Source organism: Candidatus Uabimicrobium amorphum, assembly GCF_009002475.1.
GTDB classification, from domain to species: Bacteria; Planctomycetota; Uabimicrobiia; order Uabimicrobiales; family Uabimicrobiaceae; genus Uabimicrobium; species Uabimicrobium amorphum.
Genome location: NZ_AP019860.1, coordinates 4,623,305 through 4,640,816, shown reverse-complemented (window position 1 = coordinate 4,640,816; position 17,512 = coordinate 4,623,305). Strand labels below are relative to the sequence as shown.

Sequence of the window (17,512 nt, the reverse complement as noted above, 5' to 3'; positions counted from 1 at the left end):
TCTTTACTCCGAAAACATTACAACAACTTTGCCAAAAAACGTCCCGTATGCGATTTCTTTTTCTTCGCCACCTCTTCTGGAGTTCCCACTGCCATAATCTCTCCACCACTTTCACCACCTTCTGGTCCAAGGTCTATGATGTGATCCGCTGTTTTGATAACATCCAAATTATGTTCTATCACAACAACACTATGTCCCTTATCAACAAAACTACGTAAACAATCTAGCAATTTTTGAATGTCGGCGAAGTGCAAACCAGTGGTTGGTTCGTCGAGAATATACAAATTCGATTTTCCACGTTTACTTTTCGATAGCTCCGCGGATAGCTTTACGCGCTGTGCTTCACCTCCGGATAATATGGGTGCGGGATGACCTACCGTTAAATAACCAAGTCCCAAATCATTTAGTACACTGAGTTTTCGTGCGATAAGTTTTTGGTCTTTAAAAAATGTTGCCCCCTCTTCGATAGACATTTCTAAAACGTCAAAAATATTTTTATCATGATACATCACTTCGAGAGTCTCATCATTGTAACGCTTTCCCTTACAACTAGGGCATGTGGTTTCTACGTCAGGCATAAACGCCAATTTTGTGGTGATGGTTCCTTCGCCTTTGCATTCCTCACAACGTCCCCCCTTTACATTAAAGCTAAAACGTGAAGCGTTGTATTTGCGTTCTTTAGCAAGCGTTGTCGAAGCAAATAATTTGCGAATATTATCGTAAAAACCAATATATGTCGCGGGATTAGAACGTGAAGTACGTCCAATCGGAGACTGATCGATATGAATGACATCGTCAACGTTGTCAGCCCCCACTAACTTGCGATGTTTACCGGAAAGTACACGACTATCGTATTTAAGGGCGTATAATTTTTTATATAGCGTTTCGTGAATCAACGAACTCTTCCCCGAGCCAGAAGCACCAGTAATACATACAAAATTTCCCAAAGGAATCTTGACATTTACCTTACGTAAATTATTGTGCTCTGCACCCTTAATCTCAATATACTGCCCATTCCCTTTGCTGCGTTTCTCCGGAGATTTGATTTGTTTTTTGCCACTTAAAAACTGTCCGGTAATGGAATTATTATCCTTGATCATGTCTTGTACCGTACCGCTCATGATGACCTCACCACCATGAATCCCTGGTCCAGGGCCAACCTCTACGACGTAATCTGCGGCACGGATGGTGTCTTCGTCGTGCTCCACAACAATCACCGTGTTGCCAATATCGCGTAAATGGCGCAAAGTCTTTATCATCTTAGCATTGTCTTTAGCATGGAGACCAATACTCGGCTCGTCTAATACATATAGCATCCCCATCAAACCCGAACCTATTTGCGAAGAAAGACGTATTCTTTGCGACTCGCCGCCAGACAAAGTTGCGGAACGACGATTTAAGTTAAGATAATTTAAACCTATATTGATTAATGTATCCAAACGACCAATAATTTCACGCTGAATTGTTTGCAGTACCTCTACATGCTTTGCCTCCGCCTCAATGTTGCCAATAAAGTCGCGCAATTCTTCCAGAGGCATTTCTCCTAATTCATAAATATTCTTGGTCGCAATACTCACTAGACACCGTTGTTTCTTTAATCGTGCGCCCTTGCAATCTGGACATACCTGCTCCACCATAATCTTGCGATAGTATTCCTCTGACCAGTTACTGGCTTCACCGTGCTTACGGTACCAATTATAACGATGTTCAATATTTGTGGCGATACCGCTAAAACTCACTTGCTTACCTTCGTGATGCTTACCTTGTGTTGCTCCTTCGGGAATTACAATGGGAAACTTTTCTCCTTTCGTACCGTAAAATAATATATCCACCACTGATTTTTCCAATTTATTGAAAGCAGCATCCAAGCTAAAGTTATAATAACGCGCCAGACTTTCTAAAATGCGTCCACCCCAAGTATTTTTATCGCACCCAATAGCTTCTTTCACAAATGCCCCGTCGCGCAGCGAACGCGAAGGGTCGGGAACGAGAAGAGGAGTATGAACGCGCATAGATGTTCCCAATCCAGAGCAAGTATTGCATGCTCCCGCGGCATCGTTAAATGTAAACCAACCATGGTGCATTTCACAACACAAAACACGATGTTTGTTACATCCACAATTGCCATAGAATTTATCGCATTTCCCTTTCGCAATTTCACTTAAAATATGAAAGCTAAAAAAGCCAGCACCAACTTTATTTGCGTGTTCCAGAGAAGCAATAATTTGCTTATCAATATTTTTTTCGATGACAAAAACATCGGCAATCACTTCAATAAAATAATCGCAATCTTCGTCAAGCTCTACCTCGTTGCCAATGTCGCGTTTTTCCCCGTCAATGCGTACATGACGGTAACCACTGGCACGAATGGTTTCAAATAGATATGCGTAATCTTCATTATAGATTTTCAGTACTGGCACGCGAATTTCTACTTCCGTTCCTGTGGGAAGCGACAGCAAATGCTCCATCATGCGATACAAACTCCACACCGCAATTTCTTCTTCGCATACAGGACAACGAGGTGTTCCCATGCTCGCGAATAGCATACGCATGTAATCAAAAATATCGGTCATCGTCCCCACTGTCGAACGCGGGTTTTTGGAAATTGTTTTTTGATCAATGCACACCACGGGAGATAAGCCGTTTACAAAGTCGACTTGCGGCTTTTTTAATTGTTGCACAAATCTCTTCGCCCACGATGACATAGATTCCAAAAAACGCCGTTGCCCTTCAGCGTAAATTGTATCAAATGCCAAAGAAGATTTTCCGGAACCGCTGACACCTGTCACCACAATGAGTTTGTCACGTGGAATCTCAATATCAATATCTTTTAGATTGTTTTCTCTTGCTCCATGAACAGACAATGTTTTTCGCATTTCTTCTCCACTATGATTCATTCCATTGATACGCAGGTTCTTCCACATCCACAGTACTTTTTTTCGTCACACGAATAGGCAACGACACTTTTTCCAATACACCTTTATCGGCCAACCATTCGCAGGCACTCGCGATATGCCACGGGTAAATTTGAGTATGCGCGAAGTTATCGCAAATGTGAGACAACGGTACAATTTGTCGATGTGCTTTGAAAAATTTTATGAGCGGACGCAGATAACGCGTATCGTTTTCATGTACATAGTCACGCACTGTTTGTAGGGCTTTTTTTAGCTTTGAAAAAGAACGCTGACGCCCCAATATATCTTCATAAACTACAGAAAATAAATCGGGATTGTAATCTAGCGCTTTGTAGATGAGTTGGTGTTCGTATATTTCTCCCCGCAATATAATCTCTATGGAAGCTAAGCTATGCGCCACCCCAATGAGTTCTTGACGTGCCAGTTCTGCATCTTTTTTGATGTTGATTAATTTATCAATGTACTTTAGAGGATGAATCACCCATGTCATCGCGATCAGGAGAGCAGTATCCTGATCGGAAGTCGCGAGTTGATTTGCCTGTGTAAACCAACGATCAATAGAAGGGTCTTTGCTATGAACAACAAGGCGTTTTGCAAAAAAATTGTGGGTAAAAGCCGTACGTGAATTTCCTTCGACCATCAGTTTAAATCGTGTACGTGGAATCAGTTCAACGACAATATTGATGTCATCTTCCACATATGTACGAAAAATTCTCTCATCTCCCCCGTCACTCTTACGGCGTTTGGTCACATTATCCACTTCGATCACCCACAGAAATAAACGTTCTTTGTGCCAAATCGTTTCTTCACTGATTTCTCCAATGAGTACAACCGCCTGAATCCACTTATCTTCACTCACACGCGACACAAACATATCGAGAGCGTTTTGAAAACGCGTGCACTTTTCACTAAGACTTTTATCCATAACTCCACCCATAATTTGAACCTATCTTTACAAGATTATTACTAATATAGTACTGTTTTATTACGGATTTTGCAATTTTTTAAACGGTCTTGTGGTGAAATTTCCCTTCTTGGGGAACCAATTATTCATTACAATAATCAATCAATCTTGAAAATGAATAGAAAGTGTTGTCAATGAATATAAAATCAAAATCACTGAAAACATTAGATAATAATACGTCCTACCACGGCTGTGCTTTTTTCTTAGAAGAAGACAAGGCGTACCAAATAGAAAATTGTATCTTCGAAAACTGTAGTTTTCGCACAGGTGTTATTTTTGAAAGAGTAGAAAATTGTCGCTTTATTGATTGCAATTTTTCGCATAAACTTGGCTTCGAACTAGAGAATATAAAGGATATTCCCGAAGATATACGACAATTAAACTCTCTCTCTCATTTAAAATTGACAGATGCAACAATGATTGAACTACCAAGAGAGGTACTGCAACTTACTTCTCTTACACACCTAGATGTTGCCAATACAAAAATAGCCATCCTACCCAAAAAAATTGCCCAACTAAGCTGTCTTACTCACTTGAATTTGGGGGCCACAGACATAGCGGAATTACCAAATGAGATCGCACATCTTACTTCTCTTACGCACTTGAATCTGGAAGCGACAGACATAACCGAATTACCATTACAGATTGGACAGCTCTCTTCTCTTACTCATTTAGATTTGAGCTACACCACAGAACTAAGTGAGTTACCACCACAAATCGGACAACTCTCTTCTCTTACTCACTTAGATTTGACAGGCACAACAATAGAAGAGCTACCAAAAGAAATCGGTAACCTTTCCTCTTTGACACACCTATTTTTATGCGACATGGCAATCGAAAAGTTACCAAAGGAAATTGGTCTACTTTCTTCTCTTGTGGAACTAGATTTGGGAGAGACGGACATAGAAGAGTTACCCAAAGAGATTGTACGACTTACTTCTCTTACTCATTTAAGTTTTCATGGTACCGAAATAGAGGAATTGCCAAGAGAAGTCTTATCCATTTCTTCTCTTACGCATTTAAACTTGTCTTACACTGCGATAGAAGTATTGCCAAAAGAAATTACACAACTTTCCACTCTGAAAGAATTGCGTTTGACAGGAGCGCCAATAACAGATTTACCACAATTCAAACAGCTTCCGAATCTAAACATTTTAATGTAAAAAGCTAATTTTGTCCTTCAGTGAAGTTAAACTTTTGGGTATTTGAAACGAGGAAAACATGACAACACATTTTGGAGAGGAATACGCATCAGTTAATGATGAAAACTTTAAAGCAAAATACCGCGCGAGTTGTTATTGTGGGGCTATTTGTTATGAAGTGCAGGACGATCCTGTCGACGCGAAAATCTGTCATTGTATCGCGTGTCAAAAATTGCATGGTGCCCCCATGCAGTGGGCGGCAATATTTTACAAACGCGATGTTCGCATCACCGCAGGTGTCGAAAATATGGAATTCTACAACAGTGAATTACACAAACACGAACGTATTCTACCGTGTAAGGTAAGTTGCAAAAAATGCAAAACTCTTATTGCCGATGAGGGACGTAATATGTGGCTAGCATTTCCTTCGTTGTTTGATTTTGGTAGTCCGCCGCGCATCCCTGAAAAATTTCGTCCTACATGTCACATCTTTTATGGAATGCGCTCCATGGATGTGGAAGATGGTGCAACAAAGTGGTCGGGGCATAAAAACAAATCGCAACGTTTGTAAACACCTCTCTCTAGTTTTAAACGGTTCGTTCGTCACAAATCGGTATCGGCCAAATTCGTCCCAAACAAACATGCATTTGTCAAATTGGTTCCCGTCAAGTCTACATCGGATAGATTGGCACCTTTCAGGTTGACTTTCTTTAGATTTGCCCCCGATAAATTCGCTCCAGATAAATCGACCCCCGATAAATCGGCGTTTTTTAAATTTGCCCCTGACAAATTTGCCCCTGATAAATCCGATTTTTCCAATTTGGCGTAGGATAAGTTGGCGTTTTTTAAATTTGCACCACTCAACTGAGAATTTTTTAAATTCGATCGGCTTAAATCAACTCTTTCTAAATTTACTCCAGATAAGTTAACATTCTTCAAATACTGGTTCGACAAATTTGCCCCCACCAGATTTTCATCTTCTATACTATTTTTTTTACGAAAAAATATCATAACGTCCCCCGCAATTTATTGTCATTTTCATTTAAGACGTTTACACCGACAAATAGTTGTAAAAATTTATTGGAAATACAGTTATTTTTTTACCGATATATTTTATAGCATACCATAAAAAACCGTACATTTACCGTAAAAATAAGTTTTTTTTGTGTTAACGCCTTATATTATGCGATATCGTCAACATAGAATAAGATTCGTAATGAGTACAAATATTCATAAAAAAATTTTATTTTGGTATATGACACCGTATCTTTTGTAAAATCTTACTCGTCATCTATTTAAATCTTATTCGCAAAAAAGTATGGAGAAGTTATGTACCGCATAATTTTATTACTTTTGATAGCAACATTGGTATATCCCAGTGTTTGTTATCCACAAGAAAATATTATTCAAACTGAAGAGTTGCAAGAAATCATTTCCTACGTAAAAAAAATGCATCACACAACAAAAAGTATACAAAAAGATACACATAAAAATTTCCAAGAAACCATCACACTGTTAGAGAAACTTAAATCGTCTTATGACAATCTACCCGAGTTTGTAAAAAACATCACAGAAGAAAAACGCTCGGGAATAAAAGAAGATAATACGCAAAACATAGAAAAATCATTACGTATAGCCGCAAAAGACATTTCGCAAGCGGCGAAAGACCTAAATCAAGTAGCAAAAACAGTAGACAAAGCGACATCGCACATTAGACAAACGGCGAAAGACATAAACAATGCAGCACAAACATTGAAAAAAATAGCATCACGCTTATCGCAAATGACCAACAATGTAAAAAAAGTAACGGATGAAACTTTGGATTCTGTGGAAAAAATCCACAAAAAACTACATGGTTCGTCGCGCACATCTCATTGTAAAACGCAAGAAACAACTCGCGATAATAAGTAATCAGGCGATATATTTCAAAAAGTTTACAGATAAAAACAACTCTATTTATACATGGTGAATTATGACTCCCCAAGAAAAGCAGTTTCTTGAAAAAGCTCTGGTAGCCAACCTCATCGACCAACAACAAGCACAACATGCGATACGCTTACAACAACAAACCGAACAGCAAGGTAAAAACGCATCTATTGCGCAATGTCTTCAGCACCTGAAATATCTTTCGGCAAATCAAATACAACACCTTCAACAAAGTACAGGCGTTGGCGAGCATGCCATGACGCAACAGTTTCCCCAAACTAAGGAAGCCAAATTTGGACGCTACACGATTATTAGCGAGCTTGGTCGCGGTGGTATGGGGAAAGTATACAAAGCCTATGATCCTAATCTTGACCGCGTTGTTGCCTTAAAAATGCTCCTCACCGACCAAGACCAACATGCCATTGATCGCTTTATGCGTGAAGCACAAGCTACTGCCAAACTAAAACATGCTAATATCATTACGTTGTATGACATAGGAATTGAAGACAGTCAACCATATTTCACCATGGAATTTATCGAGGGCGATTCTCTCGAACAAATGGCCAAAAAGTCAACGATGTCCAACCACCAAATTGCCATACTCATGGCCACAGTCGCAGATGCCGTACATTATGCAAACAAACAGGGTATTATTCATCGCGATTTAAAACCAGATAACATCATGATGAAAGACAACACTCCCATCGTCATGGATTTCGGTATTGCTAAGCTCGATAAAGCGCAAAAAAAGTTATCAAAAACGGGAATGATCGTTGGTACATTGCAATACATGGCTCCTGAACAAGCGGCAGGGAAAAACAGAGCGGTGGACCAACGTAGCGATGTTTACTCTCTGGGTGCCATTTTATATCGTTTGTTAACTGGACATAAAATGTTTCCTGCTGGTTCGCAAATATATATTCTCAATCAAATTCTCAATCACGATCCTGTTCCCCCTTCCAAACACAAAAAAATTATTGCCCGCGATTTGGAAAATATTTGTTTGAAGGCTGTGGAAAAAAAACAGAGCGATCGCTACCAAAGCGCAAAAGAACTCTCAGAGGACTTAAGGGCATTTGGCGCAGGAGAAACCGTAAAAGCAAGCCCTACCACATGGCAGCGCAAGCTGTGGCGTAAATGCAAACGTTACCGCGCACACATTGCGGTTGCCATCATCGCATTGATCGTTACTAACTTGTATTTTTCTAGTTTGAGTGGATCGGTAACGATCTCTCCACGCAATGAACACGGTGAATTTATCTCTCCAAAGGCGATTCTTATCAATGGTAAAAAAATTGCCCAGACACAACTCAAAAATCACTACATTGCGCCAGGAAATTACAATATTACACTCAAGTTTAACGATTACCAAGATGTCGCGTGCGAGAATGTCGCCATCACAGCAGGGGATGACAATACACAAATCATTGATGTAAAGCCCAAAAAAGGAGAAATTTCTCTCACATCTTCGCTGTCAGAAGTAAAGGCTTCTTTTGTCCACGACAAAAATCAAAAAGAAACTACCTTTGCGGTCCCTGCACAGGAAAAACTCGCCACAGGTAATTACACCGTCACTTTTAGCAAACTCAATCATTTTTCCTACAAACATCACCTCACTGTTGACAACAAAAAAAAGACAATCAATAGCGATTTGCGCCCCATGATTTTGTGGCGAAAAGAGATAAACTACAATGTGGTATCCAATGGTATGACGTTAGCCCATCTTGGTGACTCTCTGGAACTCATCGTTTCGGATCGTGGTGGAAAAATTAACAGCTACGGTTACCCCAATTTTTTTCCTAAGTGGGAAATACCGTTAAAATTAGATATTGCAACGCCACGGCAAAAAATCACCACACATGATTTTAACAAAGATGGTATCATGGATTTAATCGTGGCCAACTATGCGCAATTTATGGTGTTTGATGGTAAAACCAAACAACAAATTTTTCGCTGGTATCCATTTTGGGATCACAAGTTTATCATTGCCGATGCGAACGACGATGCTTATGAAGATATCGTTTTGCTCACAAGGTATCATGGCATTCGCATTTTCTATTCGCACCAAGGTTCTTTTGATTCACAAAAAAGGTTTTCACACATAAATACGAGTGTGTCGGGTTTGTCGCACCCACTTCTACTCAATAAATCAACTGTTTTATGCGCTAGTGCAAATACTGTTCTACATGTGGATTTGCAAAAAAGAAAGGTACGGTCCATCTATACACATGGCAGTGATATTTTAGATATAAAAATCGCAAAAACCACAAAGCAAAAACTTCTCTTGTTATATGACTCACAAAAACTCATTTCTTTAGACTTAGATACCCTGCGCACGAAGGAAACAATTCACGAATTTCCCACGCCACATCGCATCAACGAAATGTCAATGATCGACATAGACAACGATGGAAATGAAGAAGTGCTCTTCCAAAGAGACCAACTGTACTGTGTTGATATACACAACAAAAAAATAAAATGGCAGCTCAATACCCAAAACGATTTTTTCGAAGGATCTCCGGTTTTTGTGAGCGATTTAGATCACGATGGAAAACTAGAAGTGGTTACCTGGACAAGACAGCAAACTGCTGGACAAAAAAGTACCAACACGATTTTCGTTGTAGATCATCAAGGAAATGAGCAGCAAAAAGCGGTCATTGATGATGAAATTGTGTCCATGGTTTTCGTCGACACCAATCAAGATCATCGGCTAGAAGTTTTATTTTTAGCGGGTAGTGCCATACATTGTTTGGAATACTATCCGGCAAACACCTCCCCTCAAGTATCTACGTTTTCGCGTAATCTACCCGCAATGGCTATTCCCCCTGTGGCTGCAGACTTAAATGGAGACAAGATCAAAGAACTCATTATCATTGACGAACTTGGATATTTGCATTGTCTTGATGGCAGCAATAAACAAAGTTTGTGGAAAACAGACCGTAGTTTAAATGTTATGCGCGCTACCACAGCTGACTTTGATGGGAACGGAGAGGTGGAAGTTTTTGCAGTGGGAAAGAAAAACATCGCCTTATTATCCAAAGACGGAGAAGCGATTTGGAAGAGTCCTATTGTGATTGACATTGTCAACTCTCCTATCGCCGTAGATGTTGATGGTGATCATTACAAAGAGATTATATGTTATAAAAGAGCTCCTGCGCGCGTTCACTGTATTGATATAAAAGAACGTAAAGTGCGTTGGCAAGCTGCAAAAAAACAAGGTTTACAAGTAATTCATGGTACAGCGCAAGCGCAAGATGTTAATAATGATGGTACCCAAGAAATCTTTATCCTTTCCGGGTATCAAGTGCATTGTTTGGATGGACCAAGTGGAAGAGTACGTTGGAGCCAACCAGTTCCTAATATTGGGGAAGGAGGACAAATTGTTAGTTGCCGTGTGAGAGGAAAAACACTCATTTTTGCAGGACAAGTCGCTGGATTTATATCGTGCTTTGATGCTCTTAGTGGAAAAAAACATTGGCACAAAAACGTTCTCAGCGGTGATATCCGTACGGTCGTACTCCATCAAATTTCAGGTCGACAATGCATTGCCTTTACCACAGCCAACGATGAAGTTTTTTGTCTAGATGCCTTTAGCGGCGAAATCGTATGGCAGCGTAAGATAACCCCCCGCTATTATTTGGAAAATGTACAGCAACCGCGTACTTACGCACAAATTATTGCTCTAAATGTCGATGTCAATGCAGATGGAGTCAACGATTTGGTAACCACTTGCTCTACACACACGTTCTATACACTCTCGGGTATCGATGGAAGTTGGTTAGGAGACACCAATGCTTTTACCAAGGTAGAAAGACTTCCACGTATTCTAGATCTCGATGGCGACCACAAACAAGATATGCTCTTTGTCGACCGTCATTTACAAATTTTCAGTATGAATGATATTGAAAAATATTTTTCCCATCTTTTGCATGTGCCACAACAATTCACAACACTAGACCAAGACAGCGAAGCGCTGTACCTACATTACCTAGATAACTTAGTAAAACATAGAAAATACTCTTTACTACAAAAGCAACTTCCCGCAGTAAAAAATAAATTGCGTAACACAAAGCGCATTGATTTTTATAACGCCATTCTCATGATCTCGGAACAAAAAGTGGGACAAAAACTACCACTACTTCCGCAAAGCTCTGCCGAAAACACCATGCTACGCATCGTTACTCTTGTCAATGCCAAACAATTCAAACAAGCATTACGCGAAACAGAATTCTCCATGCGTAAATCCATTATTGATTTTGATATGCAACGGCAAAAATACCAACACCTCTTTGCCAAAGAACTTGCGCATCAATACTTGCAAAATTTATCCAAAATCGCCAAAAAAATCAATTGTACATCCATTTTACAAACATTGGCGTACCATGAACAACAATTCTTGTATAAAAACGTATCATACAATCAACTACTAGAACTCACTATGCGCTATGCCGATCCACGTAGTAACTTCTACAAACACATGCACAAAAAATTTGTGGAAAACATAAATCGCGAGTACACCCACTTCTATACAGCTATTTATACAAGACATATATCTCGTGAAGTTCTCGACTATGCCATAGATTTACTACCCAACAACTACGAATTCCGATGGAAAAGAGCACAAATGCATCTATATCACATGCACTACGAAAAAGCAGCGCAGGACCTCTCCATAGCCATTCGTATACAGCCACAACAAAAACAGGCAAAACTGTTGCGTATTATTGCGCACATCGGACTTATGTTGCAGGGAAAACATTCACAGCAACAAATACAAAAGGAAATACAAAAGATTTCTCCACAACAACTTTCTCCACAAGAAAATGTCCTGTTACAGGCCATTTATCAGGTTTTAAATAGGCAAGCTGTACGCATCAATAATAGAGAACTACAAGAAATATTTCGCAACCTGCAATATTTTGCTTTTTAGAGAGAAATGTGATGAACACACACCATGATGCGCTTGTTGTTTTAGGGATGGTTTTAGACTCTTCGGGAAAGCTCAATACTCTAGCACAGGCAAGAGTAAAATTAGCTGCCACATGTTATAAAAAATATAATTGTCCCATAGTATTGAGCGGTGGAGGAATGGGTGAGATCAGCGAAGCGCGGTGCATGTTACAGGCTTTACTCGATTTGCAAGTACCGGCACAGCATATTTTTTTAGAAGAAGAGTCATTGGATACACTGGGCAATGCCTATTTTACCAAGAAACAATTTCTCGAAAAAAACAATTGGTTTCGTATTATGGTGATTACTTCAGAGTTTCATGTTGCCAGAACGCGCAAAATATTTTGCGGTGTTTTAGGTAAAGCTTTTTCCATAACGTTTCTTGGTGCAGAAGACTGCATTTCACAACAACAAAAACAGCAGTTATACGCTATGGAAAAGCTTTTTCTCGAAAAACTACAACTCAGTGACAACTTTACAACGCCACCCAAACGCAGTGACTATAAATAAAACCTCTATTCGAGTTCTTGCGCGTCATTTTTTTCATTTTTTTTACTGACTACGATTTGCACAATGGTAATGACATCAATCGCAATCCATGTGGCAATGCTAATTGTAAGAACTTTGCCAAAGCCGTAGCCGACAAAACCTAATACGATCGCCAATAACACCCCTACACCAAAACCCGGCATGGAAACACCGTTGAATCTGTACATACATTTTTCCTCTTATAAAACGATTTGTAGTAAAATCATTGTACAAAATCCCCAAATAAACGCCCAGGCAATTTTAACGGCGGATTCTTGTTGCAAGGCATCGGGTATCATTTCCAGTATGACTAAAAAGATCATTGCTCCCGCGGCAAATCCCATCAAAGAAGGCATGAGAGGCTGAAAAAACCACGCGAGAAAAACCGCGGGAATTGCAGCAAGTGGTTGCGGAATGCTTGTAAAAACCGCCATAAAAAAGCAACGTCCTAAACTCATTCCCGCAAGTCGCATTGGAATCGCCACGGCCAATCCTTCCGGGATATTATGTATACCGATGGCAAGAGCGATATAATCCCCCAAACTCGAAGAGTGTAGCTCACCGGAGGTGTAGCCAACACCCACCGCCACCCCTTCCGGTATACTGTGGATACACATAGCAATAAAAATAAGCACAACACCTTTCCCGCCCCAATTTTCCACGGTCTTTGATTCATGTGTATCCATGTATCTTTCAACAAGCCAGATAAAAAAAGTCCCAGCGAGAATACCTGCAACAACTTTAAGGGCAAGAACAATTTCGATTTGATGCCCTTCCATTTGCAAACCCGGCAAAATCAGGTTGTAAACAGAAGCAGAGAACATCAAACCTCCGGCGAAACCGTAGCCAATACCTATTTGCTTTTGGTTGTCAATTTTTTTGAAGTACAGAGGTAAAACTCCAAGTCCACAAGCTAAACTGGCAAGTATTCCGGCAAAAACAGCATCCCATATAATATGATTGAGCATAAGTTTCCCTAAACATTGATTAGAGTGTAGGTTTGTCGTGCAATTTCCATCTCTTCGTTGGTAGGAATTACCAATATTTTTACCTTACTTTGTGACGATTGTATTTCCCCACAAGTCACATTGTTATTCTTTTCGTCACATAACTCAATTCCCAAATGCGCAAGATTTTCACAACACAATTTGCGAATTAGTTTTGAATTCTCACCAATCCCCGCCGTAAACACCACCGCATCGAGTTCCGGAAGCTGTGCATAAAAGCTACCTATATATTTTTGAATGCGATGCACCACCATTTTAATGGTTAGTCGTGATTGTTCGGTGTTTTGCGCTTCAATATCACGCATATCATTGCTACCACACAAGCCAAGTAAACCACTTTTTTTGTTGAGTATTTTATCAAGCTCGTCGTGACTGTATTTTTGCAGTAAAAATAGCAACACCCCAGGGTCAATATCCCCACAGCGCGTTCCCATAATAAGTCCCTCAAGAGGTGTCATCCCCATCGAAGTGTCAATACTCTTACCATTTTTAATCGCCGCGACACTGGCTCCGTTCCCCAGATGCAAGGTAATGAGATTTGTTTGCTCAGTAGGCTTTTGTAAAATACGCGCCGCTTCTTTACTCACATATTGGTGCGAGGAGCCATGGAAACCATAGCTACGTATTTTTTGCTCTTTGTAAAACGACTCTGGTACCGCATAGCGATACGCATGCTCTGGAACGGATTGGTGAAATGCTGTATCGAAAACCGCCACTTGTGGTACATCGGGAAACATGTACATTGTGGCTTCAATCCCTTTTAAATTCGCAGGATTGTGCAAAGGTGCTAAAGGAATATTTTTTTCAATGGTGGCGATCACATTGTCATCGATTTTCACAGGTTGCGAAAAGTCTTCTCCGCCATGAACAACACGATGCCCGATCGCCGTAATATCCACAAGAGCATTGTTGTCTTTTAGAACAGTAAAGAACTGCTCTAAACCTTCGCGATGGTCTGCGCATGTGATTTGTTTATCAATTTTGTTTTGTGCGAACTGACAGTGCAAAGCGCTGTGCTCTTCGCCAATTTTTTCCAGATTTCCATGCACAATTGCCGGTGTATCGATATCGGAAAATATCTTTATTTTTAGTGAGGAACTTCCACTGTTGATGACAAGAATACTCATGACTGACGACTCCTTTGCGCCTGAATGGCCGTAATAGCAATGGTATTAACGATATCCGTTACCGTACAGCCACGACTTAAATCGTTGATGGGTTTCTTTAACCCCTGTAAAACTGGTCCGATGGCCAATGCCCCTGTAGAGCGCTGTACGGCCTTATAGGTGTTGTTTCCGGTATTTAAATCAGGAAAAACAAAAACTGTGGCGCGCCCAGCAACCTTGCTGTCAGGTAACTTCGTCTTCGCCACCTCTAAATCCACTGCCGCGTCATATTGAATCGGACCTTCGAGGAGTAAACCACTATTCTTATCCTGTGCAATTTGCGTAGCTTGCGCCACTTTTTCTACGTCAATTCCTTTTCCAGATGCTCCTGTGGAGTAAGAAAGCATAGCAATACGCGGGTCAATTCCAAAAATTTTCGCAGTTTCCCCAGAAGCAATCGCAATTTCCGCTAACTGTTCCGCGGTAGGGTTTGGATTAATCGCACAATCTCCATAAACAAGTACGCGATTACGCAAACACATAAAAAATACACTAGAAACAATCGAACTGCCTTCACTAGTGCCCACGATCTGTAACGCCGGACGAATTGTTTGTGCTGTAGTGTGCACACTTCCCGAGACCATTCCATCCGCTTCTTCATTGTGCACGAGTAACGTTCCAAAATAATTTTCATTGGTGACGACTTCACGACTCACATCCAGAGAAAGTCCCTTATGCTTGCGCATTTCATAATATTGTTGCGCAAACTCTTCTAGTTTTGGCGACTCTTTGGGGTCAATAATTTCCACATCATCGAGATTTAAATCGAGGCGATTGATTTTTTCGGTTATTTGCTGCGGATTCCCCAACAATATCAGGTGAGCAAAATCTCTCTTGCATACAATTTCTGCGGCCTTAAGTACACGCTCTTCATTTCCTTCAGGAAGAACAATACGCACCTTATCACGTCTTGCCTGTGCAATAAGACTATATTCAAACATTTTGGGCGTAATGGAGTGCGGCTTGGAAAATTCAATCGCTTGTTGTAAAGCTTCGCGATTTATGTGGCGCTCAAATATTTGTAGCGAAGTCAAAACTTTACGCTCATCGTAAGGTGTGATCTCCGAGTACATTTTCTGAATCTGCGCGATCACCGAATATATATTATCACTACAACGCAAAATCGGAACATGAAACATTTCGATATTACGTAACAGCATCAAAACGTCTTCACTAAGAGCATGATTACCACTGAGTACAATTCCAGAAACATTCTTGCCCTTCTTCGCAACAAAAGATACCGCACTTGTAAAAATAACATCTTCGCGATCCCCTGTAGTAACAACGAGATGTTTGTTTTTTAACTGCGGTAAAATTTTATGCGAAGTGGCAACAGTGTACCCTTCAATATTGCGATTCAAATACTCCTCGCCGTACATAACCTCCGCGCGAAGCATATTCTTAACATTGCTAACCGTAGGAGACGTTAAGATCGTATTTTCAGGTATCGAATACGTATCTTTTTCCTCATATTTTCCTTCCAAGCGATTGATGATAGTTGCCACAACCAAACACTCTTTTTCGGCAAACACTTCCTTGGAAAAACGAATCGAATCGTTAATGCGCTCTAGACTTTTTCCCTTACCATTGATCACCAAAAGCACCGGACAATTTAGCATAGTTGCGATTTCGGCATTGATGTCAAACTCAAAAGAAGACGTAATCCCACGATAATCGGTTCCCTCACACAACACAAAGTCACATCGTTCCTCTAAAACTTTGTATTTCTCTAAAATTTGACTCAACAATACATCTTGCTGCCCGTTGGTGATGAGATCAAGAGCTCTCTCTCCCTTACAACCATACATAAGTTCATAATCAAACTCTAAATTAAAGTATGAGCGAATCATCTCAATATCGCGATCTTCATCACGAGCAATGATAGGCCGAAAAAAACCAACGTTAGGAATGTGCTGCAATAACAACTCCATAACCCCAAGTGTAATGAGCGACTTACCGCTCTGCGCCTCAGTAGTTGTGATGTACAAATTATTTGCCATGGTGTATCCTTTGAATGTTTTTGAATAATAACAATGTTAAAAATATGAACACTTCGCATCCTGTGCGAATATCATACCAAATACATCAAAGGTTATCTGTATTCATCTTTCGATTTCCTACTTATAGTAATTTCCACACCATGTAGGACATTCGTCAAGCGGTGTTTGTTGATTACGTGAACTCATGCACCACATAATCATGTTGATTCTTTCTCCACTTTTGATGTGCTGTGCACTATGACGGTGTTTACCGCGATGCAGTATCGCGTGCCCAGGCTCGTGACGCACTCCGATCTCTTCCTCTTTTAATGGTGGTGTTTGCTGGCACCACGCACAACGAATACCGCCAAAATACAGGTCACCACCGGTAAACTCATTTCCCAAGCAAATATTCAAAGTGACATCACTAGCGTCAACGTGAAAATCTAGACAAAGGTCTTTATTTAGTGCATATTCCACGATAAAACTATGATGGTAATCTAGACTATCTCCACCAACATCAGGATATAAAATCGTGGTGATTGGTTTTATATACTCCAGCATCAACTGTTGCAAGAAATCGTAAAAGCCAAAATCCCCTAGCACAACACCGTAGTTGTTCATTGAGTTTGGTAAACGTTTTTCGATATCGTTTTCCATGCACCATTTTTCAAAATGACGCACCTCGGCAATAAACTCGTAACAAAATTCGGCCGTAAAAAGCTCCCATGAGTAGATTTGAGGGTAGATTTCGACAATAGTGCTCAATAAATCCTCTTTTTTATCCACAACGCAACGGAAAGACGGGGCAAAAACGTCTTTGTTGAATTCATAGAGATGTGAATGTAAAGGAGTATAGTGCTCTTTGACATACGCCACGTATTTGTGATATGACTCGGGATCTGTGATTTTCAACATCGTAAAATTTCCTTACG

The 17,512-nt window shown here is 40.3% G+C and carries 13 protein-coding genes; 5 read left to right on the top strand and 8 right to left on the bottom strand.

What is annotated here, in order from left to right:
- Positions 1 to 17: 17 nt before the first annotated feature.
- Together uvrA and UABAM_RS16865 are read right to left on the bottom strand one after the other, a co-directional pair.
- Complete coding sequence (uvrA, locus tag UABAM_RS16870) at positions 18 to 2,876, bottom strand: excinuclease ABC subunit UvrA (RefSeq protein WP_151969180.1); 2,859 nt, start codon at positions 2,874 to 2,876, stop codon at positions 18 to 20.
- Between the two features lie 10 nt (positions 2,877 to 2,886).
- Complete coding sequence (locus tag UABAM_RS16865; protein WP_151969179.1) at positions 2,887 to 3,840, bottom strand: hypothetical protein; 954 nt, start codon at positions 3,838 to 3,840, stop codon at positions 2,887 to 2,889.
- Positions 3,841 to 4,013: 173 nt separating this feature from the next.
- On the opposite strand from UABAM_RS16865, the gene UABAM_RS16860 reads away from it, so the two are divergent.
- Positions 4,014 to 5,042, top strand: coding sequence for a leucine-rich repeat domain-containing protein (locus tag UABAM_RS16860; protein ID WP_151969178.1), 1,029 nt, complete (start codon positions 4,014 to 4,016; stop codon positions 5,040 to 5,042).
- A gap of 58 nt (positions 5,043 to 5,100) precedes the next feature.
- Entirely contained in the window at positions 5,101 to 5,592 is a 492-nt protein-coding gene (locus UABAM_RS16855) for a GFA family protein (protein ID WP_151969177.1), read from the top strand.
- A 32-nt stretch (positions 5,593 to 5,624) separates the two neighbouring features.
- On the opposite strand, the gene UABAM_RS16850 is transcribed toward UABAM_RS16855, so the two are convergent.
- Entirely contained in the window at positions 5,625 to 6,032 is a 408-nt protein-coding gene (locus UABAM_RS16850; RefSeq protein ID WP_151969176.1) for a pentapeptide repeat-containing protein, read from the bottom strand.
- A 318-nt stretch (positions 6,033 to 6,350) separates the two neighbouring features.
- On the opposite strand from UABAM_RS16850, the gene UABAM_RS16845 reads away from it, so the two are divergent.
- From UABAM_RS16845 to UABAM_RS16835, 3 genes are all read left to right on the top strand, one after another.
- Complete coding sequence (locus tag UABAM_RS16845; protein ID WP_151969175.1) at positions 6,351 to 6,932, top strand: hypothetical protein; 582 nt, start codon at positions 6,351 to 6,353, stop codon at positions 6,930 to 6,932.
- A gap of 61 nt (positions 6,933 to 6,993) precedes the next feature.
- Positions 6,994 to 11,877, top strand: a complete 4,884-nt coding sequence (locus UABAM_RS16840; RefSeq protein ID WP_151969174.1) for a protein kinase domain-containing protein — start codon at positions 6,994 to 6,996, stop codon at positions 11,875 to 11,877.
- Between the two features lie 11 nt (positions 11,878 to 11,888).
- Positions 11,889 to 12,407, top strand: a complete 519-nt coding sequence (locus tag UABAM_RS16835) for a YdcF family protein (protein ID WP_151969173.1) — start codon at positions 11,889 to 11,891, stop codon at positions 12,405 to 12,407.
- A gap of 5 nt (positions 12,408 to 12,412) precedes the next feature.
- Here UABAM_RS16835 and UABAM_RS16830 read toward each other — a convergent pair whose 3' ends face one another.
- From UABAM_RS16830 to UABAM_RS16810, 5 genes are all read right to left on the bottom strand, one after another.
- Positions 12,413 to 12,613, bottom strand: a complete 201-nt coding sequence (locus tag UABAM_RS16830; RefSeq protein ID WP_151969172.1) for a hypothetical protein — start codon at positions 12,611 to 12,613, stop codon at positions 12,413 to 12,415.
- Between the two features lie 12 nt (positions 12,614 to 12,625).
- On the bottom strand, positions 12,626 to 13,393 hold the full coding sequence (locus UABAM_RS16825; RefSeq protein ID WP_151969171.1) for a ZIP family metal transporter: 768 nt from the start codon (positions 13,391 to 13,393) through the stop codon (positions 12,626 to 12,628).
- A gap of 8 nt (positions 13,394 to 13,401) precedes the next feature.
- Positions 13,402 to 14,559 (bottom strand): acetate/propionate family kinase, encoded by a 1,158-nt coding sequence (locus UABAM_RS16820; RefSeq protein WP_151969170.1) that lies wholly within the window; start codon positions 14,557 to 14,559, stop codon positions 13,402 to 13,404.
- Positions 14,556 to 16,598 carry a phosphate acetyltransferase gene (gene pta / locus UABAM_RS16815; RefSeq protein WP_151969169.1) on the bottom strand — a complete coding sequence of 681 codons (2,043 nt, stop codon included), beginning with the start codon at positions 16,596 to 16,598 and terminating at the stop codon, positions 14,556 to 14,558. The genes UABAM_RS16820 and pta overlap by 4 nt, the downstream gene beginning before the upstream one ends.
- 117 nt (positions 16,599 to 16,715) lie before the next feature.
- On the bottom strand, positions 16,716 to 17,495 hold the full coding sequence (locus UABAM_RS16810) for a prolyl hydroxylase family protein (RefSeq protein WP_151969168.1): 780 nt from the start codon (positions 17,493 to 17,495) through the stop codon (positions 16,716 to 16,718).
- Between the last annotated feature and the right edge of the window lie 17 nt (positions 17,496 to 17,512).